The sequence below is a fragment of the Bradyrhizobium sp. DN3 genome (genome assembly GCF_041357655.1).
Classification (GTDB): domain Bacteria; phylum Pseudomonadota; class Alphaproteobacteria; order Rhizobiales; family Xanthobacteraceae; genus Bradyrhizobium.
On sequence record NZ_JAULLN010000001.1, the window covers coordinates 552,251 to 574,731 of the forward strand.

A 22,481-nucleotide genomic window follows, 5' to 3' on the forward strand; every position below is an offset into this window, starting at 1 on the left:
CCCACTTTTCCGGATCATGCTCTACCCGCCGAGTGAGATATCCGGCGCGTCCGGGCGCTTCATGCCGAGCACGTGATAGCCGGAATCGACGTGGTGCACCTCGCCGGTCACGCCGCGCGACAAGTCGGAGAGGAAATACAGCGCGCTGCCGCCGACATCCTCTGTCGACACGTTGCGCCGCATCGGCGCGTTGTACTCGTTCCACTTCAGGATATAGCGGAAATCGCCGATGCCGGAGGCGGCGAGCGTCTTGATCGGACCTGCCGAGATCGCGTTGACGCGGATGTTCTTCTCGCCGAGATCGGCGGCGAGATAGCGCACGCTGGCTTCCAGCGCAGCTTTCGCCACGCCCATGACGTTGTAATGCGGCATCCATTTCTCGGCGCCGTAATAGCTGAGCGTGATGAGCGAGCCGCCATCCGTCATCAGCTTCTCGGCGCGCTGCGCCACCGCGGTAAACGAATAGCAGGAGATCAGCATCGACTTCGAAAAGTTCTCCTGCGTGGTGTCGACATAGCGGCCGTCGAGCTGCTCGCCATAGGCGATCGCGTGCACCAGGAAATCGATCTTGCCCCACTTCTCCTTCAGCACCGCGAAGGCGGCGTCGATGGTGGCGGCATCCGTGACGTCGCAATGGCCGAGCACGAGACCGCCGACCTCCGCGGCGAGCGGCTCGACGCGCTTCTTCAGCGCATCGCCCTGATAGGTGAAGGCGAGCTCGGCACCGGCCGCGCGGCATGCCTTGGCGATGCCCCAGGCGATCGATCGGTTGTTGGCAACGCCGAGGATCACGCCCCGTTTGCCCTGCATCAGACCTGAATTCTGCGCCATTTTTTCAACGTCCCATCGAGCGGGTTAAGGTCTGGAGGTACACCAGCCCTCCTTCGCGGTACAGTCCTAATACGCGGCGTTAACGCTGTTTCGAGCGCCGGAATAGCCGTTTCATTCGGGTGTTATGATCGTTGTAGCGCTCGCGCCGAACACCGGGACGTGAAAACCGCAATGAATGCGTTTCGCCAGAGTGTGGAAACCATGATCCCGGCGTTGCGCCGCTATGCCCGCGCGCTCACGCGCGATGCGGATGCGGCCGACGATCTGGTACAGGATACGTTGGTACGCGCGCTGCGTTCGGAGCGTCTGTTCCTCGGGGGCGACGTCAGGAGCTGGCTCTACACGATCCTGACCAACCTCAACAAGAACCGGCGGCGCTCACTGGCCAGGCGGCCGCAATTCATGCCGCTGACGGAGAACAACCCGGACGCCAGCGGGACTGAGGCCGAAGGGCGCGACATCGAGAAGGCGCTGGCGACGCTCGTGGAGGACCAACGTTCGGTGCTGCTCCTAGTGATGCTGGAGGGCATGAGCTATCGCGAGGTCGCCGACATCCAGGGCGTGCCGATCGGCACCGTGATGTCGCGCCTGGCGCGCGCCCGCGCCCACGTCAAAGCCTCGCTCGAGGGCGCGCGCCCGGCGCTCAGGCGGGTGAAATGATGGCAGGGCTGATGCATCGCGTGTTGTCCGCCCACATGCCGATGGAGCGGGCGACGTTGAGTAACGAAGGACATTTTAGGCCGCAGAGCCAGAGACGACCGATATGAACGACCGCAACATTCCGATCACCGAAGACGAGCTGCACGCCTATGTCGACGGCGAGCTGCCGGCCGAACGTCGCGCCGACGTCGAGGCCTGGCTTGCCGCCCATCCTGACGAGGCCGAGCGTGTGCAGTCCTGGCGCGCCATGGCCGAGATGCTGCACGCCCGCTACGACGCCGTCGCCCAGGAGCCGGTGCCGGCACGGCTGGAGCTCGAGCGGCTGGAGCGCCGACCCCGGCAATGGCTCTATGGCGCCGCCGCGGCTGTGCTGGTTGCTTTCGTCGCCGGCGGCACGGCCGGCTGGGTCGCGCATGGCGCCGCCAACGCGCCCTCGACCTTCCAGAGTTTTACGGCGGACGCGCTCGACGCCCACCGCCTCTATGTCGTCGAGGTCCGCCACCCCGTCGAGGTCGGCGGCAACGAGCGTGACCATCTCCAGGCCTGGCTGACCCGGCGCTGCGGCTGGACCGTGTTCGCGCCGAACCTGGAGGCGAGCGGGCTGAAGCTCGTCGGCGGCCGGCTCTTGCCAGGGCCGAAAGGTCCGGCGTCGTTCCTGATGTATGAGGGCGCCTCAGGCGAGCGGTACACGATCTACACGGCCAAGACCGAGAACGGCGCGACGCAGATGCGCTACGCCAAAACGGACAAGGACGGGGCGCTGTTCTGGGCCGAGCGCGGCGTCGGTTACGTCGTCAGCGGCGGCGCCGACCGCGACCGGCTGACCAAGGTGGCGCAGGCCGTTTACGACCAGGCAGAGAAGCACGGTACCTAGACAACCCGCGCTATCGCGATGCCTCGATTCCGACATCGAAAATTTGGAATCAGGACATCGGCGCGTCTCAGAATCGCACCGGATGATCACGCGAAAATGAGCAGCGTTCGATCCGCCGATCGACGCAGGCGGCCTCGATTGGGGTTTTTGGTACCGCGCTGGTCCCCCTCTCGAGGCCGCACCTTTTTATCGGCGGCCCCGCCGGACAGCCGACACGCCTCAAACGTCAGCGTTGAAGCGCGACCGCGCTTCAGGCGTATGTTGAGCATCATCCTTTCAGGAAGAGAATGCTCCGATCGTCGAGGTGGCCTCGGATAGCGCCCTAGCCGAGCCCGCTACGCGGATTGTAGGGATGTTGGTCCCGCCACTTTTCCATCAATGTCTCAAGCTCGGCATCGTTCCCGTCCGGTAGCATAATCCTGATGACGACGAAGAGGTCTCCGGTTCCACCGGCCTTTGGCAGTCCCTTGCCCTTGAGGCGGAAGGTCCGGCCGCTGGAGGTGTTTTTCGGGACCGAGAGCTCCACGGCATTGCCGAGGGTGGGGACGCGGACCTTGCCGCCGAGCACCGCCTCATAGAGCGTGACCGGCAGATCGATCCGCAAGTCCGTGCCCTCGACCTTGAAGTGGGGGTGGGGCGCGATGTTGATGGTGATCAGGAGATCGCCGGGCGGATGGCCCTGCGCGCTTTCGCCCTGCCCCCTCAGCCGGATCTGCTGGCCTTCGGTGACGCCGGCCGGAATCTTGACGTTCAGCTCCTTGCCCGTGGGCAGCCGGACGCGCTTCTCGCCGCCCTTGACCGCCTCTTCCAGAGAGACGGACATGGCAACGTTCACGTCGAGATCGAGCCCGATCCCGCCGGTGTCGAAGTCGAACTGGGCGCCGCCCCCGGCCCCGGGCCGCGCGCCACGCATCCCACCGCCGAACATGCTGTTGAGGATATCCTCGAACGCGCCGCCGCCCGGGCTGCCACCCGCACCGCCGCTCCGGAACGTATAGCTCTCGAACCCGCCGGGGCCCGCGCGCCCGCGCGGCCCGCCGCCACCTGGAAAGCCCTGGAAGCGCGGCTTGCCTTCGGCGTCGATCTCGCCGCGGTCGAACTGCTTGCGCTTGTCCTCGTCGCCGAGAATCTCGTTGGCCGAGTTGATCTCGGCGAAGCGCTCGGCAGCCTTCGGGTCACCCTTGTTGCTGTCGGGATGGTGCTTCTTGGCAAGCTTGCGATAGGCGCTCTTGATGGCGGCAGCGTTGGCGCTCCGCGGCACCCCCAAGACCTCATAGGGGTCGCGCATCCGTCACGTCTCCTTCACGGAATCGAATTGTTCAAAGGGCTCCCCGCCCCACCTGCAGATCATGTGGGGAGAGAGTGGCATTTTTGCAACTAGGGCCCGCGCCGGATCCTAGCTCCGCCACGGCTTTAGCGTATGAATCTCCCAACGGCCACGGCTGCTTTGGCAGCCGGCGCCCTGGAGCCAGCTTTCGGTATTGCCGTTGACGTAGCTCGCCAGGAAGTCGCGGCACTTGCGGCCGTCCTCCGCGGCATAGGACTGTGCGATCGGGGTGACCGAGCCCCGCGCCCCGGTCTCCGGATTCTCCCAGTGCTGGCTGGAATCCTTGTCGCCCTTGCTGAGGACGTCGGAGGCGGCGTTGCGGGCGAAGGCGAGATCGGTCTCGGTCGGCGGGGCGTCCTTCGCCGGCCGCGCGATCGATCCGGTCAGGTCGCTGTCGTCGGCCTTGGCATAGGCACTGCTGTCGTTGCGCGAAAAGCTGCAACCGCCGGCACCAAGCCCGATTAGAATCATCGTCATGACGAAGCCGGACGGACGGATCACCGATAGGCCAACGCGTCCCCATGCCCTATATAGGGCGGTAGCGGACAATAGCGCGTTTTGGGCCGCGGGACGCAACTCGGACTCCAGACATGACCGACACGACCTCGATGAAACACCAGACACCCTTAACATCCGGTGATTTCACCGCCGCCGACGAGCCATTTGCGTTGTTCGAGTCCTGGCTGAACGAGGCGATCAAGAGCGAGCCGAACGATCCGAACGCGATGGCGCTCGCGACCGTCGACCCGGACGGGCTTCCGGACGTGCGCATGGTGCTGATGAAGGGTTTCGATACCGAGGGTTTCGTCTTCTACAGCCACATCGCCAGCCAGAAGGGCCGCGAACTCGCCGCAAATCCTAAGGCAGCATTACTTTTTCACTGGAAGTCGCTGCGGCGTCAGGTCCGCATCCGCGGCAACGTGACGCCGGTGACCGACGCCGAGGCCGATGCCTATTTCGCCACCCGCCCCAAGCAGGCCCAGATCGGCGCCTGGGCGAGCAAGCAATCCGAGGCGCTGGAGAGCCGCTTTGCCTTCGAACAGGCCATCGCGAAAGTCGCGGCCAAATACGTCATCGGCGAGGTGCCGCGGCCGCCGGGCTGGAGCGGCTGGCGCATCGCGCCGGTGCGCATCGAGTTTTGGCACGACCGCCCATTCCGCCTGCACGACCGCATCGAATTTCGCCGTGACGCGGCCGGCCAGAAATGGTCCAAGACTCGGATGTATCCTTGAGCGTTGTCTTTAGCTTTGGGCCGACCTGAAAGATGTCCATGCCGCATTCGTCCAATGTGCCGCGTCGTACGCTGCTCCTGACCGGGGCCAGCCGCGGCATCGGCCACGCCACCGTGATCCGTTTCTCCTCGGCCGGCTGGCGCGTCATCACCTGCTCACGGCATGCTTTCCCGGAGGACTGCCCGTGGGACGCAGGCCCCGAGGACCACATCCAGGTCGACCTCGGCGATCCCGAGGATACGGCGCGCGCGATCACCGAGATCCGCCGCCGGCTCGAAGGCGGCACGCTGCATGCGCTGGTCAACAACGCCGCGATCTCGCCGAAGGGCGCGGGCGGCGCGCGGCTCGGCTCGGTCGACACCGACCTCGACACCTGGACGCATGTCTTCAACGTCAACTTCTTCGCGCCGATCATGATGGCGCGCGGGCTGATCGAAGAATTGAAGGCGGCCAGGGGATCGGTCGTGAACGTCACCTCGATCGCGGGCTCGCGCGTGCATCCCTTCGCGGGTGCCGCCTACGCGACGTCCAAAGCCGCGCTCGCCGCGCTGACGCGCGAGATGGCTTCCGACTTCGGCCGCATCGGCGTGCGTGTCAACGCGATCGCGCCCGGCGAGATCGATACCTCGATCCTCTCGCCCGGCACCGAGAAGATCGTCGAGCAGCAGATCCCGATGCATCGTCTCGGCACACCCGACGAGGTCGCCAAGATCATCTATGTGCTGTGCACGGACACCAGTTCCTACGTCAACGGCGCCGAGATCCACATCAACGGCGGCCAGCACGTTTGATCCGCTCTCGTCGCTGCACGGCAATGACAGAGCATGAGGCGACGGCTGGCACTCCAATCTCCACTGCCATTCCCCGCCACCGGGTCTCGCCTTCGGCGAGCCCGATGACAGGCTCCGGCGGGGAATCCAGTACGCCGCAGCTTCTCGATTCGTCACTGCCGCTTCGGCGTACTGGATCGCCCGGTCAAGCCGGGCGATGACAGCGAGTTGTGGCTGCAGACATGCGTTCGCATTCTCGCGGCGTATTTCGCCCGAGCTTTGCTTCATCTCTCCACCCTCGAAGCCAAGAGGGCGCAGGGAAGGCCGGGTGCCGGCCGGCACCCGCGGTCCGCTGCGCGAAAAGCACACGCAGGAAGAACCGCACAGCAGCATACAGGTGTAGCCAATCACTCGGCCTTCCCTGCGCGATGGTCGGACGGCGTATACCGAGCTCTCCCGGGAGCCGAGTTCCTTCTGGCCTCCCTCACGCTTGCGAAAGTCGCCGGCACCGCGCCGGTTGACGCGATTGCCACATCCGCAAGAGCTTGACCGTAGCAACGACGGCCAGGACCACACGGTTTTGCCGTACGCACGGCCCGCCATTTCGCCGCAGTTTTCCCAGCCCTGTCGACGGAGCAGGAAACTTACGGGCGAGACGAACCTGACAGCGCCGTCCGTCCGCACGAAGCCCTGGGCTCACGGAGAGCAATCCGCCCTGCCCTGGCTGTTCGCGCCCGACGCTGCTGCGTCCACCGCAAGCCCGGCTCACGAAACATGACGACCACACGATCGCCCCTCAAGGATGAGCCGGGATAGACGACACATACGACAAATCCGAATTTCGGTAAAGTGGAATATTTCCGAGCAGGCATCTTGACAACACGGCTGTGATCGCACGGTGTTTTGCCCGACGGGCGACATCGCATTCTGTCGTGATCGCGCGGCACATCAAGGCGGCGAGCACGTATAGGCCAGAACGGTGGAAGCATGGGCAGATTCGCAAGCACGGCGTCACTCTACGAGCATTTGCGCCCGCCTTACCCGCGCGAATTCTTTCGCAGTGTCGCGCACAATCTCGGCCTCTCCAGGGAGAGCAGCCTGATCGATCTCGGCACCGGACCCGGGCTGCTGGCGCTCGGCTTCGGCCCTTATGTGGGCCGTGTCGTCGGTGTCGACCCTGAGCCTGCGATGCTCGACGCCGCCCGGCTCGCGGCAGCGCGCGCGGGGCGACATGTCACGCTGATCGAAAGCAACGCCGAGACGCTCGCCTCCGACATCGGCAGTTTCGACATCGTCACAATCGGCCGCGCGCTGCATTGGATGGATCGTGACTTGACGCTTGCATTGCTCGATCGGCTGGTCGCGCACGACGGTGCGCTCGCGATCTGCGCCTCGTTCTCGGCCGCCGATGGCCGCAACTCCTGGCTTGATGGCTACAACGAGATCCGCCGCCGCTGGTCACCGGCAAAGCTCTGGGAGGAAGCCGGCCGGGGCACACGGACCCACCGCGACCTTCCCGCGTTCTTCCGCGGCAGCTCGTTTCAGCCCGCCGAGCTCGTCACAGTCGAAACCAGCCATCTGGTCGGCCTGTACGACTTGGCGCAACGCACTCTCACTTATTCGTCGTCATCACCGGATGCTTTGGGCGAGAATGTCGAGGCTATGCTGCGCGATGTCTTAAAGCATCTCGTCGCTTTCAGCCGCGACGGCGCCATCGCCGAGACCATTGTCTCGACGGCGCAGATCGTGAAGCGCTAGCTGATTTGCCGAAAGACGGAAGCAAGGCGATCCAGACAACGCCGCCGCAAGACCTGGATCGCCCGCCTTCCTTCCGTTCCTCAATCGAGTCGAATCCGACGCGACCGTTCGCGCAGCCGCGGAGCGGCGACGTTCAATGCAGTCGAGCAGTCGTCGTCGTTTTCGCCGTCGAGCAGCGGAGCACCACAGTGTCGGCACAGGCGTGCCGACAACGACGGCGCCTTGCCGCTCGTCACGACCTGACGATAGTTCGCCAGATCGATGACGTTGCGGGGCGTCGTTATGTGTTTTTCAACCATGGCTGTTCCTCGCGGCTAACACGCTGCTTATCGCAGACAAGTTTCGCGCAAACGTTCAGCCCACCGCTCAAATTTTACCGGAGGAATTGGGGCACAGCGCACACATCACGGCAGCGCCTCAATCCCGCTCTATTCTGCGACACGATCGACCGTGTCTTTGCGAACCGCGTAAGGTCTCGGTAGCTATCTTCCGAGAGCGCGGGAGATCAGAGCCACTTCTTCCACTTGAAGATCCAGTACGGGACGATTGCGGCCACCAGCATCATCACCAGCGCCATCGGATAGCCGTGGATCCATTCGAGTTCCGGCATCACCTTGAAATTCATGCCGTAGATCGAGGCGATCAGCGTCGGCGGCATCAGGACAACAGCCATGACCGAGAACAGCTTGATGATGTTGTTCTGCTCGAGATTGACGACGCCGAGCATGGCGTCGAGCACGAAGGTGATCTTGTTGGAGAGGTAGGATGCGTGATCGGTCAGCGAGCCCACGTCGCGCTGCATGGTCTTGAGCTGCTCGCGCATGTCCTTCGACCATTTCACGCCTTCCACCACTGCGGACAAGAAGGTCACGACGCGGCCGATCGACACCAGGCTCTCCCGAACCTTCGAGGTCAGATCGCCCTTGCGGCCGATCGAGATCAGGATCTGGGAATATTGCTTGGCGTGGCCGTGGCGCTCACTCTCGGGTTCGAAGATGTCGTGCGAGACCTGATCGATCTCGGCGCCGCAGCGCTCCAGAATGTCGGCGCAGCGGTCGATCACGGCGTCCAGGAGTTCCATCAGCACCATCTCGCCGGTGATGGAAGGCGTGCAGGAGCGACCGAGCTTGGCCTCGACCAGGGCGAATGGCTTCGGCAAATCGTAGCGCACCGTCACCAGGCGGTGGTCGCCGAGGATGAAGGTCACTGCCGTGGTCCGGGGCATGTCGGTATCGGAGTGGCACATCAGCGTCGCGGTCATGTAGCGCGCGCCGCTCTCGATATAGAGCCGGCTGGAGATCTCGATCTCCTGCATGTCTTCCCGGGTCGGGATGGCGATGCCCGCCAGCCGCTCCACCGCCTTGTCCTCGGCCGCGCTCGGGTTGACGAGGTCGATCCAGACCGCGCTCTCCGGCAGCGCGGTGAGATCTTCGATGACAGCCTTCTTGAGGGAGGCCTCGGAGGGAACAAACACCGAAAACATGACAACTCCAGAGAACCTGCGACAGAATGACAGCCCTTAGCGCGATTCTGACAAGTTCACGATGACAACCGGATTAACGAAGCGTTGGTATTTGTGGCGGGGTCGGGGTTCAACTGTGGCGCGGAATCGACAGTTCGAAGCCTCCTGCCGCAAAATCCGCACAGCGCCGCAAAACTTGCGGCAAAAAAGCCACAGCTGGGGTCTTGCAGCGCGGGATAAGGGCTTCAGTGCTGGAATTGTGGCAGATTTCAACGATAATGGGATTAACGGAGTCGAGGAACTTGGGCGCTAAGCTCAGGCGTTCCGTACGGTATTGTTTTGATTGGAACCAAACCATGTCGTCGCTGAAAGTTAAATTGGGGATCTTGGCCGCTGGCCTGATGCTGTCGGGCTGCATGCAGGCCACGCATTTCGAGGCGACCGACACCAAAGCCTTCAAGCCGAAGGACAAGGAACTCCTCGCCAAGGTCCGGTATGAAAATACCCCGGTCGCAGAGCCGTTCCGCCGCGCCATCGTCGAGTATCACCGCAAGGAATCGCCGGGCTCGATCGTGGTCGATTCCGACAACCACTACCTCTATTACGTGCTGGAGGGCGGCAAGGCGATCCGCTATGGCATCACCGTCGGCGAAGAGGCCATGGCCTGGTCCGGCATTGCCAAGGTCGGCAGCATGACCGAATGGCCGGCCTGGCATCCGACGCCGGGCGAGATTTCGCGCCTGGGCGTGCCGACCTATGTCGCGCCGGGTCCGGACAATCCGATGGGTTCCCGCGCCATGTACCTCTATTCGGGCGGCAAGGACACGCTGTTCCGCATCCACGGCACCAACCAGCCGGAATATATCGGCGCCTCGATCTCGTCGGGCTGCATCCGCCTGACCAACGAGGACGCGATCGACCTCTACAACCGCGTCAAGGTCGGCACCATCGTCGTGGTGCTCGAGCCGAAGCATGGCGACTCGCCGTATAATTCGCGCCTGGCGCTCGGCGGCAGCCAAACCGGCCAAGCCGGCAGCTACTGATCGCATTCTGATCTCTGACATCCAAAAGCGCCGGTCTTACCGGCGCTTTTTTGTTGCCGGCTTGTGCGACCGGGCTTTGTTGCCACCAGCCGACGGCTTGTCCGCAGCCGCAGGGGGAGTCTCCGCTGCCCCTTCGTCGGCGTCCTCCTTGCCGTCGGGCTTGGCCGCGACCTCGCGCGGCGGGGCCTCCTCGGGGCGCTCCGCCGGCAGCAGCGGGGCGACCTGCGGCAGGGGATCCCAGACGTTCCACTGGCAGATCCGGTAGTCATTGCGCCGCTGCGCCAAATCGAGATGGATGTGGTCCTCGTGGTACCAGTCCGAGCCCGGACCGAGCACGGTGGAAAAGCGCGCGCACACCGAATGCAGCACGCGCTCGCGCACATCGCGCGACATGGTGCGGTCGGTCAGGCCGATCGACTGGCCGTTGGCCAGCTTGATGGCGCGGACGTCGAGGGCGTTGGCCTTGCCGTGCTCGGACAGCATCGCGCCGACGACGCGGTTGCGGCCACGGCACTCGAAGCTGTCGAAATTGTCGAGGTCGCTGATGGTCGAGCCGAGGCTCGCCGCCAGCGGCACCATGTCCTTGCGCACCCAATCGGCGACCGCGGACGCCATGTTGCAGCGGAGGATCGCTGCCGGCTTGACCACCACCTTACGCTTGTCCGGCAGCACGATAGCCTCTAGCCGCACCAGATCCTCACCGCCGCAGGCGCCGGGCCCGCGGATATCCGGAATCGACGGCGCGATCGCGATCTCCTCGGTCAGCGCCAGCCGGCAGGCCGAGGCCTGCTTCTCGGGCGGCGGCGCGGCCTCGGCGGGCTTGTCGGCGCTTGGCTTGTCCTCGGATGGCTTGCCTTCTGGCTCCGGCGCCCCCTCGTCCGACGCCTTGGGGGCCTCTTCGGGGCGCGGTTTTGGCAGTGGAATCTTGGCGTGACGAACGGCTGCGCGCGGTCGTGGTGTACCAAGGCCGAAGATATCCCATGGCGCAGGATATTTCCGCGCCTCAGCCCTCTCGGCGAGCACTAGCGACAGCGCGAGCGCGGCGGTAACCATTGCCGCGCCGGTGGACATATAGCCGCGACAAGACCATTTGCGGCGAAAGTCCGGCAGGCTAAAACTCATCACAATTGTTTGGCCCAAGGCTGAGAGCGATAACGCGCCCAGCGACTTCTCGGAGGAACGTCAGAATGCTCGGTTTGATGCAAGATTGGCCCCTGCTCTGCCACCGGATCATCGAACACGCCGCCAGGATTCATGGCAAGCAGGAGGTGGTCACGCGCTCTGTCGAGGGGCCGATCCATCGCACCAACTACGCCGAGATCCACCAGCGCGCGCTCAAGGTCTCGCAGATGCTGGAGCGCGACGGCATCAAGCTCGGCGACCGTGTCGCAACGATCGCCTGGAACACCTGGCGCCATCTCGAGGTGTGGTACGGCATCATGGGGATCGGCGCCATCTGCCATACCGTCAATCCCCGCCTTTTCCCCGAGCAGATCGCCTGGATCATCAACCATGCGCAGGACCGCATCGTGATGACCGACATCACCTTCGTTCCGATCCTGGAGAAGATCGCCGACAAACTTCCGAGCGTGGAACGCTATGTCGTGCTCACCGACAAGGCGCATTTACCGGAAACCACACTGAAGAATGTGGTCGCCTACGAGGACTGGATTGCGCAGGCCGACGGTAAATTCAAATGGAAGGACTTTGACGAGAACACGGCAGCCGCGATGTGCTACACGTCGGGCACGACGGGCGACCCGAAGGGTGTGCTGTATTCGCATCGCTCCAACGTGCTGCACGCGCTGATGGCCAACAATGTCGACGCGCTCGGCACCAGCGCCTCCGAGACCATGCTGCCGGTGGTGCCGCTGTTCCACGCCAACAGCTGGGGCATCGCCTTCTCCGCGCCCTCGCAGGGCACCAAGCTGGTGATGCCCGGCGCCAAGCTCGACGGCGCCTCGGTCTACGAGCTGCTCTCGACCGAGAAGGTGACGCACACTGCCGGCGTGCCGACGGTGTGGCTGATGCTGCTCCAGCACATGGCCGCCAACAATCTGAAGCTGCCCGACCTGAAGATGGTGATCTGCGGCGGCTCGGCGATGCCGCGCTCGATGATCAAGGCCTTCCTCGACATGGGCTCGAACGTCCGCCACGCCTGGGGGATGACCGAGATGAGCCCGATCGGCACCGTCGCGGCGCTGAAGCCGCCGTTCCAAAACGCGACCGGAGAGGCGCGGCTCGACGTGCTCCAGATGCAGGGCTATGCGCCGTTCGCGGTGCAGATGAAGATCACCGACGATGCCGGCAAGGAGCTGCCCTGGGACGGCAAGACCTTCGGCCGCCTCAAGGTCGCCGGCCCAGCCGTCGCCAAGGCCTATTACCGGCTCGACGCCAACATCCTCGACGAGGAAGGTTTCTTCGACACCGGCGACGTCTCGACCATCGACGAGGACGGCTACATGCGGATCACCGACCGCTCCAAGGACGTGATCAAGTCCGGCGGCGAGTGGATCTCCTCGATCGATCTCGAAAACCTCGCGATCGGCCATCCGGCCGTGGCCGAAGCCGCCGTGATCGGCGTGTTCCACCCGAAATGGGATGAGCGGCCGCTCCTGATCGTGCACCTCAAGCAGGGCCAGCAGGCCACGCGCGAGGACATCCTGAAGTTCATGGATGGCAAGATCGCCAAGTGGTGGATGCCCGACGACGTCGTCTTCGTCGAGGGCATTCCGCACACCGCGACGGGCAAGATCCTGAAGACGGAGTTGCGCGACCAGTTCAAGGATTACCGTTTCCCGAACGCGGCGGCGTAAGACGGTGCCACCCTCCCCTGGAGGGGGAGGGTCGGCTCACATGGAGCGAAGCGCAATGTGAGACGGGTGGGGTGATCTCTCCACACGGGCACCGCCTCAGTGAGAGACCGTCACCCCACCCCGCTCGCGCTTCGCGCGATCGACCCTCCCCCTCCAGGGGAGGGTGAACGACCCTTGAATTTGCCCCCGCGCCGTGGTCTCAACGGCGCATCGTCGCGCCATATCGGCCGGCGCCGCCCGCAACACCCGGCAGAGCTCACCCGATGGCCCGCAGGTTTTCCGCTCCCTATCAGTCGGAGCCCGTGTCCAGCCTCGCGAGCTGGGCGCGTAATCTGGCCGTGTTCGCGGTGGTGGCGGTGGTGGTCTCGATCATCATCGTCCGCTTCGACTTCCTGGAGATGAAGCCGGCGCTGATGGCCTTCTTCGGCGGGCTCGCGATCGCCGGCCTCTCGATCCTGTTCGGGCTCGCCGGCTTTGCCGCGATCTGGCAGAACGGCTCACGCGGCATGGCGCGCATCCTGCTCGCTTTCCTGATCGATGCGCTGATCCTCGCCTATCCCGCCTATCTCGGCCTGCAATATCGTAAGCTGCCGGCGATCCACGACATCACCACCAATCCGATCGACCCGCCGCGCTTCGACGCGCTGGCGCCCATACGCACCGGCGATGGCACCAACACCGCGGTCTATGCCGGTCTCTATTCGGCCGAGCAGCAGCGCCAGTTTTATCCCGACATCGAGCCGATCGAGCTGGAGATCCCGGCTGACCGCGCCTATGCGATCACGCGCCAGCTCGTCAACAAGCGCAAATGGCTCGTCATCGACGAGCGTGCGCCGCAGCCGCCGCGCCGTATCGGTCGCATCGAGGCGGTCGCGCGCACGCCGATCATGGGGTTCCGCGAGGACATCTCGATCCGGGTCGTGCCTGATGGCGATGATTCCCGCGTCGATATCCGCTCCGCCTCGCGCTATTTCGAGAGCGACCTCGGCAGCAACGCTGCCCGCGTCAAGAAATTCATTGATGATCTCAACACCGCCGCCGATGCCGATGCGCTCAAGCCGGTGAAGAAGACGCCGGTCGCGCCGCCAAAGGCGCCGGCGAAGACAGTGAAGAAATGACGGGCGGCTAGCTCGCCATCCGATATGTCCCGCCGATCACGGGATCGCCATCCGTTGCGACCAGGCCTCGCGCGACCAGGTCTTCCAGGTGCGCCAGCACGGAGTAGCCAGCGGCGGTCGCCAGCCTGGGATCGATCCCGATATAGATCGCGCGCACCATGGTCGGGATGTCGGCCTCGCCCTTGGCGAGGCGGTGCAGGATCGAGGCCTCGCGCGCCTTGCGATGACGGATCAGGAAACGCACGAAGCGCGGACCGTCCGGAATCTCCGGGCCATGGCCGGAGAAGTAGAGGTCCTCCTCGCGGGACGCGAGGCGGTCCAGCGAGTCCATATAGTCGATCATCGAGCCGTCGGGCGGTGCCACGATCGATGTCGACCAGCCCATGACGTGATCACCGACGAAGTTGAATTTCCGCTCGGGCCAGGCAAAGGCGAGATGGTTTGCGGTGTGGCCGGGCGTTGCCACCGCCTCGAGCCGCCAGCCGGCGCCTTCGACGACGTCGCCATCGGCGATCCTGACATCGGGCGCGAAATCGCGATCGGCGCCGGATTCCGGATTGTGCTTCTCGCTTTCGAAACGCGGGCGCGAGGCCCGGTGCGGGCCTTCGGCATAAACGGGCGCGCCGGTCGCCTGCTTGATCCGCGCGGTGTTCGGCGAATGGTCGCGGTGGGTGTGGGTGACGAAGATATGGCTCACCGTCTCACCGCGCACGGCATCGAGCAGCGCTGCCGCATGCGCCGCATCGTCCGGGCCGGGGTCGATGATTGCGACATTGCCGGTGCCGACGATGTAGCTGACCGTGCCGGTGAATGTGAACGGGCTCGGATTGTTACAGAGCACGCGCCGCACGCCGGGGCGAACCTCCTCGACGATTCCGGGCTTCAGCGGAAAGTTGCGGTTGAACGGGACGTCGTCATTGTCGGACATGGGACTTCCTGTGCACTGCTGCCCCAACCCCCGCCGTCATACCCCGCGAAGGCGGGGTATCCAGTACGCCGTGGCGCCTGTGGCGAAGGCGAGGTCTCTGGGATGCTGGGTCGCCCGCCCCAGTGCGCATTGCGCACAAGGCGGGCGATGACAACGGAGCAAACTAGCCACAGCCGAAGAAAGCGGCGACTAGAAAAACGCCTGAATGCCCGTGATCGCGCGGCCCAGGATCAGGGCGTGGACGTCGTGGGTGCCCTCGTAGGTGTTGACCGTCTCGAGGTTATGGACGTGGCGCATCACGTGGTACTCGATCGAGATGCCATTGCCGCCGTGCATGTCGCGGGCGGTGCGGGCGATGTCGAGCGCCTTGCCGCAATTGTTGCGCTTCATGATCGAGATCATCTCTGGCGCGAACTTGCCCTCGTCCATCAGGCGGCCGACACGAAGCGAGCCCTGTAGGCCCAGCGCGATCTCGGTCTCCATGTCGGCGAGCTTCTTCTGCACCAGCTGGGTGGCGGCGAGCGGCTTGCCGAACTGCTTGCGGTCGAGCGTGTACTGGCGGGCGCGGTGCATGCAGTCCTCGGCGGCCCCTAACGCACCCCAGGAGATGCCGTAGCGGGCGCGGTTGAGACAGCCGAACGGGCCCTTCAGGCCGGAGACGTTGGGCAGCAGCGCGTCTTCGGGAACCACGACGCCGTCCATCACGACCTCGCCGGTAATGGAGGCGCGAAGCGACAGCTTGCCGCCGATCTTCGGTGCGGAGAGGCCCTTCATGCCCTTCTCCAGCACGAAGCCGCGGATCTGGTTGTCGTGCGCCGCCGACTTGGCCCAGACCACGAACACATCCGCGATCGGCGCGTTCGAGATCCACATCTTGCTGCCGGTGAGGCGATAGCCGTCCGAGACCTTCTCGGCGCGCGTCTTCATGCCGGCCGGGTCGGAGCCGGCATCGGGCTCGGTCAGGCCGAAGCAGCCGACCCACTCGCCGCTGGCGAGCTTCGGCAGGTACTTCTTGCGCTGGTTCTCGTCGCCATAGGCGTAGATCGGATACATCACCAGCGAGGACTGCACCGAGTTCATCGAGCGATAGCCGGAATCGACCCGCTCGATCTCGCGCGCGACGAGGCCATAGGCGACGTAGCTCGCATTGGCGCAGCCATATTCCTCCGGCAGCGTGATGCCGATCAGGCCGAGCTCACCCATTTCGTTGAAGATCTCGCGATCCGTTTTCTCTTCGAGATAGGCCTGGGAGACACGTGGCAGCAGCTTGTCCTGGGCGTAGGCGCGAGCGGTGTCGCGCACCATGCGCTCGTCTTCGGTGAGCTGCTCGTCGAGCAGGAACGGATCGTCCCACTGGAAAGAAGCCGCAGCCGGCTTGTCCTTGGCCTGAGGGCGCACGCTCATGAAACGTCCTTTCGCGTCTGGTTCCGTCATAAATTGCCCGACAAATTAAAGCGCCGCGGCAACAAGTGCAATTGCATCCTGGTTTCGGTCATTCCGGGGCGAGGCGAAACGTCGAACCCGCAATCTCCTCGCCTCTACGCTGCGTGTCAGCTTTCGAGCTGCTCGTTGGCGACGATCTCGATGCCGAAGCCCGACAGGCCCTTGTAGTCGTGCACCGAGGAGGTGAGGTGCCGGATCGAGGTCACGCCGAGATCGCGCAGGATCTGCGCGCCAACGCCGACCTCACGCCACTGGCGGTTGCGGTCGGCTTCCGTGGACGTCTCGTCCGGCAGCGGCTCCACGGGCACACCGGCTGCGCCATCACGCAAATAAACCAGCACGCCTCGGCCGGATTTCTTGAAATGCTCGAGCACCGCCGCCATGCGCTTGTGGCCGGTGAAAGCGTCCTTGACGATGTTCGGCTTGTGAAAGCGCGTCAGCACGTTCTTGCCGTCACCGACGCCATTGTAGACGAAGGCGACGTGGGCGATGGAATCGAACGGCGAGCGGTAGGCATAGCCCTGCAAGGGCCCGATCGGGCTCTCGGTGACGAAGGTCGAGACCCGCTCGATCAGCTTCTCGCGCCCCTGGCGGTAAGCGATCATGTCCGCGATGGTGACGTGCTTGAGCTTGTGCTCGGCGGCGAAGCGGGCGACTTGCTCGCCCTTCATCACGCTGCCGTCGTCGTTCATGAGCTCGCTGATGACGCCGACCGGCGGCAGGCCGGAGAGCTTGCAGAGGTCGACCGCGGCCTCGGTATGGCCGGAGCGCAGCAGCACGCCGCCATCCTTGGCGATCAGCGGAAAGATGTGGCCCGGGCGGGCGAAGTCGTTGGCGCCGACATTGGGATTGGACAGCGCCCGGCAGCACGAGGCGCGCTCCTCGGCCGAGATGCCGGTGCCGCCGTCGGGCTTGTAGTCGATCGAGACCGTGAACGCGGTGGTGTGCGCGGAATCGTTGTGGGCGACCATCGGATCGAGCCGCAGGCGGCGCGCGTCCTCCGTGGTCACGGGCGCGCAGACGATGCCGGAGGTGTGGCGGATGATGAACGCCATCTTCTCGGCGGTGCAGAGCGAGGCGGCGACGATCAGATCGCCCTCGCCCTCGCGGTCCTCATCATCGGTGACGACGACGAGCTCGCCCCGGGCAAAGGCCTGCAAGACTTCCTGAATGCTATCGGGCATTTCCCAATCTCTATCGGTTATGGCCGGGAGGCTTAGCCGGACTTGAGCCGGGGCGCTAGTCTTCCCAGCGCAACCACATATGCCGGACGGCAGGCCTGCCAGGGTGGTTCAGGCTTGCACCGAAGATACCAGGGATATAGGCACCGACCGCCGGAAAGGAAGCGGCTGGGCGCGGTCAGGGCAGCACTTCGCGCCGCTCGCCGAGCCGTTGATCGAGCTCGGCGCGCTTGTCGGCCAGAAGGCCGGCCTGGGCGGCTTCGATCACCGTGAACAGCTCGTGGGCGTCGCTGAGCCGGGTCACGGTGACATAGCTGGCGCCGGCGTCGTAGAGTTCGCCGACATCGGCCAGGAGGTCGGCCGTCGCCACGATCAGGGCGGTGGGGTTGAGCGCGCGGACGTGGCGGACCAGCTTCTCGTTGGTGGCGCCCTTCAGCAGCGAATCCGGCACGCTGAGAATGATCATCTCGGACTTGCCGACGCCGGCATGGAGCAGCGTGTCAACATTGCTGATGTCGCCATAGATCACGTGCAGGCCGCGCGAGAGCAGGGTCTGGTACACATTGGGGTTGAAATCGACCACCGTGATCTGCTCCAGCAGCACCGGGGTCTGCCGTTCGATCTCGGCCAAAAGCGCGCTCGCCGCACGGAAAAAGCCGAGGATGACGATGCGGCGGGCCTCGCCATGGCCGCCCCCATGGGCCTCCTCGGCATGCCCGCTGCCGTGATCGAGGTCGCGCAGCCCGATCCGCTTCAGGGGGCCGATCATCCAGCGGGTGATCTCGTCACTGCGCGTCATCACGAAGGTCGAGAGCACGGCCAGCACCACGAAGGCGAAGGAGGCCGCGTTCGCCGTCTCCGGCGCGATATGGTGGTCGGCGATGCCGGTCTGGATCACCACCAGCGAGAACTCGGAGATCTGGGCGAGGTTGAGGGCCGGCAACAGGCTCGCGCGGAGCCCCTGCTTCAGCAGGTAGAGCGGGATGAAGGTGGTGATGAGGCGGCTCACCACCGTAAACGCCGCGATCATCAAGGCGAGCCCGATCACGGAGAGGCCGGGCACGGGAATGGTCATGCCGAGCGCGACGAAGAACAGCGTGATGAAGAAGTCGCGGAGCGTGGTGACCTTGGCTGTGACGTCGAGCGCGTAAGGAAAGGTCGAGAGCGAGACGCCGGCGATCAGCGCGCCCATCTCGCGCGACAGCGACAGCCGCTCCGCAGTTTCGGCGACGAGAAAGCACCAAGCGAGCGCGCCGAGCAGGATCAGCTCGGGCCGCCGTGCGATCTGGTGGAACAGGCGTGGCAGCACGTAGCGGCTGACCAGAAGCGCGGCGGCGACCAGCACCGCGACGCGGCCGATCGAGAGCAGGATGACGCTGACTTGCAGATTGGCAAGGCTCGGCTGCACCGCCAGGAACAGGATGGCGAAGATATCCTGGAGCACCAGCACGCCGAGGGTGATGCGGCCCGGCAGCGTGTCGAGCTCGCGCTTCTCGTAGAGCACCTTGACGATGATGACGGTGCTCGACAACGCGCAGGCGACGCAGAGATAGACTGCATCGAAATGCCCGCCGCCGAGCGACAGGCCGATGCCGACAAAGAACAGAACCCCGAGCAGGCAGCCCCCGAGCAGCTGGCCGCCCGCCGCGAACAGGATCACCTTTCCTGCCCGCACGATCTTCTTCAGGTCGATCTCCAGCCCGATCATGAACAGCATGAAAATGAGGCCGAGCTCGGAGATGACGCTGATCGATTCCTGCGATTTGACCCAGCCGGCGCCGAATGGACCTATGCAGAAGCCGGCGATAAGGTAGGCCAGGATCAGGGGTTGCCGGGAGAAATGGGCGAGCAGGCCCAGCATCCAGGCAAACAGAATACAGAGAGTGATGTCGCGAATGAGCTCGTGCATGCCAAACTGGTCCGTTTTGCCGCACCCTAGAGACGGGTTGCGGTGCGGCAAGCGAGCAATTCGTCACATGTGGAAAGGGCTCTTCGCGGCAATGCTGCTATGCCCCCTCGCCTACGCCGTGCCCGCCGCCGCGCAATCCAAAGTCAGTATCGAACAAAACTTTGCCGATTCGCTAACCGCGATGCCGAAGGAAGAACTTGCCGTCTCCGGCGGGTTCTACGTGCCCGCCTATTCCAGCGTCGCGATGAGCCAGGGCAAGCTGCGTGTCGACTTCTCGGTGACGCTGAGCGTGCACAACGCCTCCGAGACCCGGCCGCTGGTGGTCAAACGCATCGCCTATTTCGACACCGCAGGCAAGCAGGTCGAGAGCTATCTGAAGGCGCCGGTCGCCTTGAGGCCGCTCGCCACCGTGTCGATCTTCATTCCGACCGACGACGTCCGCGGCGGGACCGGAGCCAATTTTCTCGTGGACTGGGCCGCAACAAGCGAGATCGCCGAGCCCGTGGTCGAAGCCTTGATGGTTGGCGGCGTCGCCAATGCGCATTACGCTTTCATCAGCCAGGGACGTCCGACCCGGACGGCCAGCAAGAAGTAAGACAGGCCGGTGCAACGCCGGCCGCCCAACAAGAACAAGACGAGGAACGCCCATGACGTCCAGCTTCGATTTCGCGCCCCTGTTTCCCGCAGGGCTGCCGGCCCCCTCTGCGCGCTGGACGGGCCTTGCCAAATACAGCTTCGTCGGCGGCAACAACGACTCCGAGCAGGTGCCGCTCGAGGGCCTGATCGAGGCGACGAACCTGGCGCTGCAACGCGAGGGCCGCTCGCTTGCCACTTACGGGCTGGCGCACGGTCCCCAGGGTTACCTGCCCTTGCGCGAATTCCTGGTGACAAAGCTCAGGCGCGATGCCGGCATCACCTGCACGGTCGACGATCTCCTGATCGTCTCGGGCTCGCTCCAGGCGCTCGACCTCGTCAACGCCACGCTGCTGACGCGCGGTGACACCGTGATCTTCGAGCAGGAGAGCTATCAGGGCGCGCTGACGCGCCTGGCGCGGCTCGGCGTGAATGTGGTGGGCGTCCCCCTCGACAAGGACGGCATGCGCATGGACGTGCTGGCCTCCACGCTAGCTGACCTGAAGACCCGCGGCATCCGGCCGAAATACATCTACACCATCCCGACAGTGCAGAACCCGACCGGCAGCATCATGCCGGAGAGCCGGCGCGTCGAGCTGCTGCGGCTATCGGCGGAATACGGCGTGCCGATCTTCGAGGACGATTGCTATGCCGACCTCATCTGGTCGGGACAGCGGCCGCCTGCGATCCATGCGATGAGCCGAAACGGTGGCGTGATCCATATCGGCTCATTCTCGAAGTCGATCGCGCCGGCGCTGCGCGTCGGCTTCGTCGTGGCGCCCTGGGATGTGATGTCGCGGATGCTGGCCCTGAAGACGGATGCCGGCTCCGGCGCGCTGGAGCAGATGGTGCTCGCCACCTATTGCAAGCCGCATTTTTCCACCCATGTGCCGGCCCTGACGAAGGCGCTGCGCACCAAGCTCGATACGCTGATGGAAGCCCTCAACGAGCAGTTCGGGACGGCGGCGGAGTTCGAGGAGCCCAAGGGCGGCATCTTCCTCTGGGTCAAGCTGCCCGACCAGGTCGATACGCTCAAGCTCTATCAGGCCGCGCTGGCCGCCGGCGTCTCGATCAATCCGGGGCCGGAATGGTCGACCAACAAGAACCATTCCAGCTCGCGGCTGAGGCTGTGCTTTGCGAGCCCGACGCATCAGCAGATCCGTGAGGGCGTCGCCGTGCTGGCCGAGGTCTGCCGCAAGGAATTTGGCGTGCCGGCCCGTAGCGCCAATGTGGAGAAGAGGGCCTGATATTAAGCCGCCTTATATTAAGCCACTTGGGGCTGGCTGCTGTGGATCGCGGAGGCGAGCCGCAGCAACAGGACGATCGAGACGTTGCCCTTGCCGGCCTCGATCTGGGCGATGTAGCGCTCGGAAATCCCGGAGCGGCGGGCCAGCTCGCGGCGCGACAGGTCACAGCGCGTGCGCGAGGACCTTAAGCGCTCGCCCAGCTCGGCCAGAAACGCGGTCTCGGAATAAGGCGGCACGGCGCAGCTCCCCGGGAGCACTTCGCCCGCAAAATCCACGACTTGATTCAGCATTGGTCCATCCACGCATCGCCTTCGGGAAGCACATCCTAACCCGGAAACGGCCGGCCTCATTGACGCGGATCAAATTCGCGCGCGATCGGCAGCTGGCGTGGACGGCCGTGCGCGGGATGCTACACTTTGGAATTCTTCGAGGCGGGGCTTGCCAGGACATGACGGGTTGTTTGAGCCGCTGGATAGCGGCTGCGCTGCTGTGGGTCGCACTCGCGTCCGCGGCGCGTGCCGAGACGCTTGCGGCGACGGTCGAACAATGGGGCCTGCTCGGCTCTTGGGCGGTCGACTGCGCGGTTCGGCCCGACCGCGACAAGCGCGCGCTCTTGACCTATGAGATCAGGAAGGACGGCCGGGTGATGTACGGGCGCAACTTCGGCGACGCCAGGGACGAGAACGAGGTGGTTTCCGCCACGGTCAATGCCGAGGGCCTGCTCAATGTGATGGTGTTCTTCCCCTCGCTGCATCAGACGCGCGAATTTGGACTCCTCTTGCAGAAGGATGGCAGCCTGCGCGCGATCTACAATCGCAGCGAGCGCGGCGAGTACACGATCAGGGACGGCAAATACGTCGCGACCGGCGCGCCGACACCGGCGCAGCAACGCTGCGATTAACAGCCGTTCAGAATTCTCCCGCAGTTCCTCCGGAACGTTCGCGACACGCGCGGTTTAGATGTGCATTCGATTGGAGGAGGACATCATGAAGACGCTTGGTTATGTGGTTGCAGCTCTCGGCGCGCTGGTGATCGCGGCGCCGACGCTGGCGAGCGCCGAGACGGTGGTGATCAAGCGCGGTCATCATCACGGCCCGTACGGCGCCCGCGCCGAATATCGCATGCACCATGACTACGGCTGGCATCGCGGCTGGCACCATCGCGGTGACAAGGTCGTCGTGATCAAGCGCAGCCACCGCCACCACTGGGACTAACGCGCAACGCAGCATGGAGATGGCCCCTCACGGGG

23 protein-coding genes are annotated in these 22,481 nt (G+C 64.6%); 12 read left to right on the forward strand and 11 right to left on the reverse strand.

Annotated features, from left to right (window positions below):
• Nucleotides 1-21: 21 nt before the first annotated feature.
• Entirely contained in the window at nt 22-831 is an 810-nt protein-coding gene (gene fabI / locus AAE027_RS02485; protein ID WP_128935306.1) for an enoyl-ACP reductase FabI, read from the reverse strand.
• Nucleotides 832-1,002: 171 nt separating this feature from the next.
• Here fabI and AAE027_RS02490 point away from each other — a divergent pair, with 171 nt between their 5' ends.
• Both AAE027_RS02490 and AAE027_RS02495 read left to right on the forward strand, forming a co-directional pair.
• Nucleotides 1,003-1,491 (forward strand): RNA polymerase sigma factor, encoded by a 489-nt coding sequence (locus tag AAE027_RS02490; protein ID WP_370984945.1) that lies wholly within the window; start codon nt 1,003-1,005, stop codon nt 1,489-1,491.
• Between the two features lie 103 nt (nt 1,492-1,594).
• The gene (locus AAE027_RS02495) at nt 1,595-2,365 is read left to right on the forward strand and encodes an anti-sigma factor family protein (protein ID WP_128935307.1); all 771 of its coding nucleotides are present in this window, start codon (nt 1,595-1,597) and stop codon (nt 2,363-2,365) included.
• Between the two features lie 322 nt (nt 2,366-2,687).
• Here AAE027_RS02495 and AAE027_RS02500 read toward each other — a convergent pair whose 3' ends face one another.
• Together AAE027_RS02500 and AAE027_RS02505 are read right to left on the reverse strand one after the other, a co-directional pair.
• Complete coding sequence (locus AAE027_RS02500; protein ID WP_091893598.1) at nt 2,688-3,653, reverse strand: DnaJ C-terminal domain-containing protein; 966 nt, start codon at nt 3,651-3,653, stop codon at nt 2,688-2,690.
• 108 nt (nt 3,654-3,761) lie between these two features.
• Nucleotides 3,762-4,169, reverse strand: a complete 408-nt coding sequence (locus tag AAE027_RS02505) for an RT0821/Lpp0805 family surface protein (protein WP_164934631.1) — start codon at nt 4,167-4,169, stop codon at nt 3,762-3,764.
• A 113-nt stretch (nt 4,170-4,282) separates the two neighbouring features.
• Here AAE027_RS02505 and pdxH point away from each other — a divergent pair, with 113 nt between their 5' ends.
• The 3 genes from pdxH to AAE027_RS02520 all read left to right on the forward strand — a co-directional run bounded on the left by pdxH (nt 4,283) and on the right by AAE027_RS02520 (nt 7,452).
• Nucleotides 4,283-4,924 carry a pyridoxamine 5'-phosphate oxidase gene (pdxH, locus tag AAE027_RS02510; RefSeq protein ID WP_091893596.1) on the forward strand — a complete coding sequence of 214 codons (642 nt, stop codon included), beginning with the start codon at nt 4,283-4,285 and terminating at the stop codon, nt 4,922-4,924.
• Nucleotides 4,925-4,962: 38 nt separating this feature from the next.
• On the forward strand, nt 4,963-5,715 hold the full coding sequence (locus tag AAE027_RS02515; protein WP_128939757.1) for an SDR family NAD(P)-dependent oxidoreductase: 753 nt from the start codon (nt 4,963-4,965) through the stop codon (nt 5,713-5,715).
• Nucleotides 5,716-6,681: 966 nt separating this feature from the next.
• The gene (locus AAE027_RS02520; RefSeq protein WP_370984944.1) at nt 6,682-7,452 is read left to right on the forward strand and encodes a class I SAM-dependent methyltransferase; all 771 of its coding nucleotides are present in this window, start codon (nt 6,682-6,684) and stop codon (nt 7,450-7,452) included.
• An 80-nt stretch (nt 7,453-7,532) separates the two neighbouring features.
• Here AAE027_RS02520 and AAE027_RS02525 read toward each other — a convergent pair whose 3' ends face one another.
• Together AAE027_RS02525 and AAE027_RS02530 are read right to left on the reverse strand one after the other, a co-directional pair.
• Nucleotides 7,533-7,751, reverse strand: a complete 219-nt coding sequence (locus AAE027_RS02525; RefSeq protein WP_370984943.1) for a hypothetical protein — start codon at nt 7,749-7,751, stop codon at nt 7,533-7,535.
• 206 nt (nt 7,752-7,957) lie between these two features.
• Nucleotides 7,958-8,935 (reverse strand): magnesium transporter CorA family protein, encoded by a 978-nt coding sequence (locus AAE027_RS02530; protein ID WP_091893590.1) that lies wholly within the window; start codon nt 8,933-8,935, stop codon nt 7,958-7,960.
• 335 nt (nt 8,936-9,270) lie between these two features.
• Between AAE027_RS02530 and AAE027_RS02535 the strand changes: the two genes are divergently transcribed.
• Nucleotides 9,271-9,957, forward strand: a complete 687-nt coding sequence (locus AAE027_RS02535) for a L,D-transpeptidase (RefSeq protein WP_130212824.1) — start codon at nt 9,271-9,273, stop codon at nt 9,955-9,957.
• A 36-nt stretch (nt 9,958-9,993) separates the two neighbouring features.
• Here the strand turns inward: AAE027_RS02535 and AAE027_RS02540 are convergent, their stop codons facing one another.
• Nucleotides 9,994-11,079, reverse strand: a complete 1,086-nt coding sequence (locus AAE027_RS02540; RefSeq protein ID WP_370984942.1) for an extensin family protein — start codon at nt 11,077-11,079, stop codon at nt 9,994-9,996.
• Between the two features lie 65 nt (nt 11,080-11,144).
• Between AAE027_RS02540 and AAE027_RS02545 the strand changes: the two genes are divergently transcribed.
• Nucleotides 11,145-12,773 carry a fatty-acid--CoA ligase gene (locus AAE027_RS02545; RefSeq protein WP_370984941.1) on the forward strand — a complete coding sequence of 543 codons (1,629 nt, stop codon included), beginning with the start codon at nt 11,145-11,147 and terminating at the stop codon, nt 12,771-12,773.
• Nucleotides 12,774-13,036: 263 nt separating this feature from the next.
• Nucleotides 13,037-13,891, forward strand: coding sequence for a DUF1499 domain-containing protein (locus tag AAE027_RS02550; protein WP_091893582.1), 855 nt, complete (start codon nt 13,037-13,039; stop codon nt 13,889-13,891).
• A 7-nt stretch (nt 13,892-13,898) separates the two neighbouring features.
• On the opposite strand, the gene AAE027_RS02555 is transcribed toward AAE027_RS02550, so the two are convergent.
• From AAE027_RS02555 to AAE027_RS02570, 4 genes are all read right to left on the reverse strand, one after another.
• Complete coding sequence (locus tag AAE027_RS02555; RefSeq protein WP_370984940.1) at nt 13,899-14,819, reverse strand: MBL fold metallo-hydrolase; 921 nt, start codon at nt 14,817-14,819, stop codon at nt 13,899-13,901.
• Between the two features lie 189 nt (nt 14,820-15,008).
• Nucleotides 15,009-16,223 (reverse strand): acyl-CoA dehydrogenase, encoded by a 1,215-nt coding sequence (locus tag AAE027_RS02560; RefSeq protein WP_091892433.1) that lies wholly within the window; start codon nt 16,221-16,223, stop codon nt 15,009-15,011.
• Between the two features lie 146 nt (nt 16,224-16,369).
• Nucleotides 16,370-17,446, reverse strand: a complete 1,077-nt coding sequence (gene ribB, locus AAE027_RS02565; RefSeq protein ID WP_091892435.1) for a 3,4-dihydroxy-2-butanone-4-phosphate synthase — start codon at nt 17,444-17,446, stop codon at nt 16,370-16,372.
• Between the two features lie 175 nt (nt 17,447-17,621).
• The gene (locus AAE027_RS02570; RefSeq protein ID WP_370984939.1) at nt 17,622-19,352 is read right to left on the reverse strand and encodes a cation:proton antiporter domain-containing protein; all 1,731 of its coding nucleotides are present in this window, start codon (nt 19,350-19,352) and stop codon (nt 17,622-17,624) included.
• Between the two features lie 67 nt (nt 19,353-19,419).
• On the opposite strand from AAE027_RS02570, the gene AAE027_RS02575 reads away from it, so the two are divergent.
• A complete protein-coding gene (locus AAE027_RS02575; protein WP_370984938.1) occupies nt 19,420-19,947 on the forward strand; it encodes a DUF3124 domain-containing protein in 528 nt (175 codons plus the stop codon).
• Between the two features lie 52 nt (nt 19,948-19,999).
• A complete protein-coding gene (locus AAE027_RS02580; RefSeq protein WP_370984937.1) occupies nt 20,000-21,232 on the forward strand; it encodes an aminotransferase-like domain-containing protein in 1,233 nt (410 codons plus the stop codon).
• 17 nt (nt 21,233-21,249) lie between these two features.
• On the opposite strand, the gene AAE027_RS02585 is transcribed toward AAE027_RS02580, so the two are convergent.
• On the reverse strand, nt 21,250-21,522 hold the full coding sequence (locus AAE027_RS02585; RefSeq protein ID WP_370984936.1) for a helix-turn-helix domain-containing protein: 273 nt from the start codon (nt 21,520-21,522) through the stop codon (nt 21,250-21,252).
• A gap of 158 nt (nt 21,523-21,680) precedes the next feature.
• On the opposite strand from AAE027_RS02585, the gene AAE027_RS02590 reads away from it, so the two are divergent.
• Both AAE027_RS02590 and AAE027_RS02595 read left to right on the forward strand, forming a co-directional pair.
• On the forward strand, nt 21,681-22,133 hold the full coding sequence (locus AAE027_RS02590) for a hypothetical protein (protein WP_370984935.1): 453 nt from the start codon (nt 21,681-21,683) through the stop codon (nt 22,131-22,133).
• Nucleotides 22,134-22,218: 85 nt separating this feature from the next.
• Nucleotides 22,219-22,446: a hypothetical protein gene (locus AAE027_RS02595; RefSeq protein ID WP_370984934.1), complete on the forward strand. Its 228-nt coding sequence runs from the start codon at nt 22,219-22,221 to the stop codon at nt 22,444-22,446.
• Nucleotides 22,447-22,481: the final 35 nt, after the last annotated feature.

What these genes read in the sequence shown, in the direction of transcription:
- fabI (WP_128935306.1), bottom strand. Translation starts at nt 831, where the DNA reads ATGGCGCAGAATTCAGGTCTGATGCAGGGCAAACGGGGCGTGATCCTC.
- AAE027_RS02490 (WP_370984945.1), top strand. Translation starts at nt 1,003, where the DNA reads ATGAATGCGTTTCGCCAGAGTGTGGAAACCATGATCCCGGCGTTGCGC.
- AAE027_RS02495 (WP_128935307.1), top strand. Translation starts at nt 1,595, where the DNA reads ATGAACGACCGCAACATTCCGATCACCGAAGACGAGCTGCACGCCTAT.
- AAE027_RS02500 (WP_091893598.1), bottom strand. Translation starts at nt 3,653, where the DNA reads ATGCGCGACCCCTATGAGGTCTTGGGGGTGCCGCGGAGCGCCAACGCT.
- AAE027_RS02505 (WP_164934631.1), bottom strand. Translation starts at nt 4,169, where the DNA reads ATGACGATGATTCTAATCGGGCTTGGTGCCGGCGGTTGCAGCTTTTCG.
- pdxH (WP_091893596.1), top strand. Translation starts at nt 4,283, where the DNA reads ATGACCGACACGACCTCGATGAAACACCAGACACCCTTAACATCCGGT.
- AAE027_RS02515 (WP_128939757.1), top strand. Translation starts at nt 4,963, where the DNA reads ATGCCGCATTCGTCCAATGTGCCGCGTCGTACGCTGCTCCTGACCGGG.
- AAE027_RS02520 (WP_370984944.1), top strand. Translation starts at nt 6,682, where the DNA reads ATGGGCAGATTCGCAAGCACGGCGTCACTCTACGAGCATTTGCGCCCG.
- AAE027_RS02525 (WP_370984943.1), bottom strand. Translation starts at nt 7,751, where the DNA reads ATGGTTGAAAAACACATAACGACGCCCCGCAACGTCATCGATCTGGCG.
- AAE027_RS02530 (WP_091893590.1), bottom strand. Translation starts at nt 8,935, where the DNA reads ATGTTTTCGGTGTTTGTTCCCTCCGAGGCCTCCCTCAAGAAGGCTGTC.
- AAE027_RS02535 (WP_130212824.1), top strand. Translation starts at nt 9,271, where the DNA reads ATGTCGTCGCTGAAAGTTAAATTGGGGATCTTGGCCGCTGGCCTGATG.
- AAE027_RS02540 (WP_370984942.1), bottom strand. Translation starts at nt 11,079, where the DNA reads ATGAGTTTTAGCCTGCCGGACTTTCGCCGCAAATGGTCTTGTCGCGGC.
- AAE027_RS02545 (WP_370984941.1), top strand. Translation starts at nt 11,145, where the DNA reads ATGCTCGGTTTGATGCAAGATTGGCCCCTGCTCTGCCACCGGATCATC.
- AAE027_RS02550 (WP_091893582.1), top strand. Translation starts at nt 13,037, where the DNA reads ATGGCCCGCAGGTTTTCCGCTCCCTATCAGTCGGAGCCCGTGTCCAGC.
- AAE027_RS02555 (WP_370984940.1), bottom strand. Translation starts at nt 14,819, where the DNA reads ATGTCCGACAATGACGACGTCCCGTTCAACCGCAACTTTCCGCTGAAG.
- AAE027_RS02560 (WP_091892433.1), bottom strand. Translation starts at nt 16,223, where the DNA reads ATGAGCGTGCGCCCTCAGGCCAAGGACAAGCCGGCTGCGGCTTCTTTC.
- ribB (WP_091892435.1), bottom strand. Translation starts at nt 17,446, where the DNA reads ATGCCCGATAGCATTCAGGAAGTCTTGCAGGCCTTTGCCCGGGGCGAG.
- AAE027_RS02570 (WP_370984939.1), bottom strand. Translation starts at nt 19,352, where the DNA reads ATGCACGAGCTCATTCGCGACATCACTCTCTGTATTCTGTTTGCCTGG.
- AAE027_RS02575 (WP_370984938.1), top strand. Translation starts at nt 19,420, where the DNA reads ATGTGGAAAGGGCTCTTCGCGGCAATGCTGCTATGCCCCCTCGCCTAC.
- AAE027_RS02580 (WP_370984937.1), top strand. Translation starts at nt 20,000, where the DNA reads ATGACGTCCAGCTTCGATTTCGCGCCCCTGTTTCCCGCAGGGCTGCCG.
- AAE027_RS02585 (WP_370984936.1), bottom strand. Translation starts at nt 21,522, where the DNA reads ATGCTGAATCAAGTCGTGGATTTTGCGGGCGAAGTGCTCCCGGGGAGC.
- AAE027_RS02590 (WP_370984935.1), top strand. Translation starts at nt 21,681, where the DNA reads ATGACGGGTTGTTTGAGCCGCTGGATAGCGGCTGCGCTGCTGTGGGTC.
- AAE027_RS02595 (WP_370984934.1), top strand. Translation starts at nt 22,219, where the DNA reads ATGAAGACGCTTGGTTATGTGGTTGCAGCTCTCGGCGCGCTGGTGATC.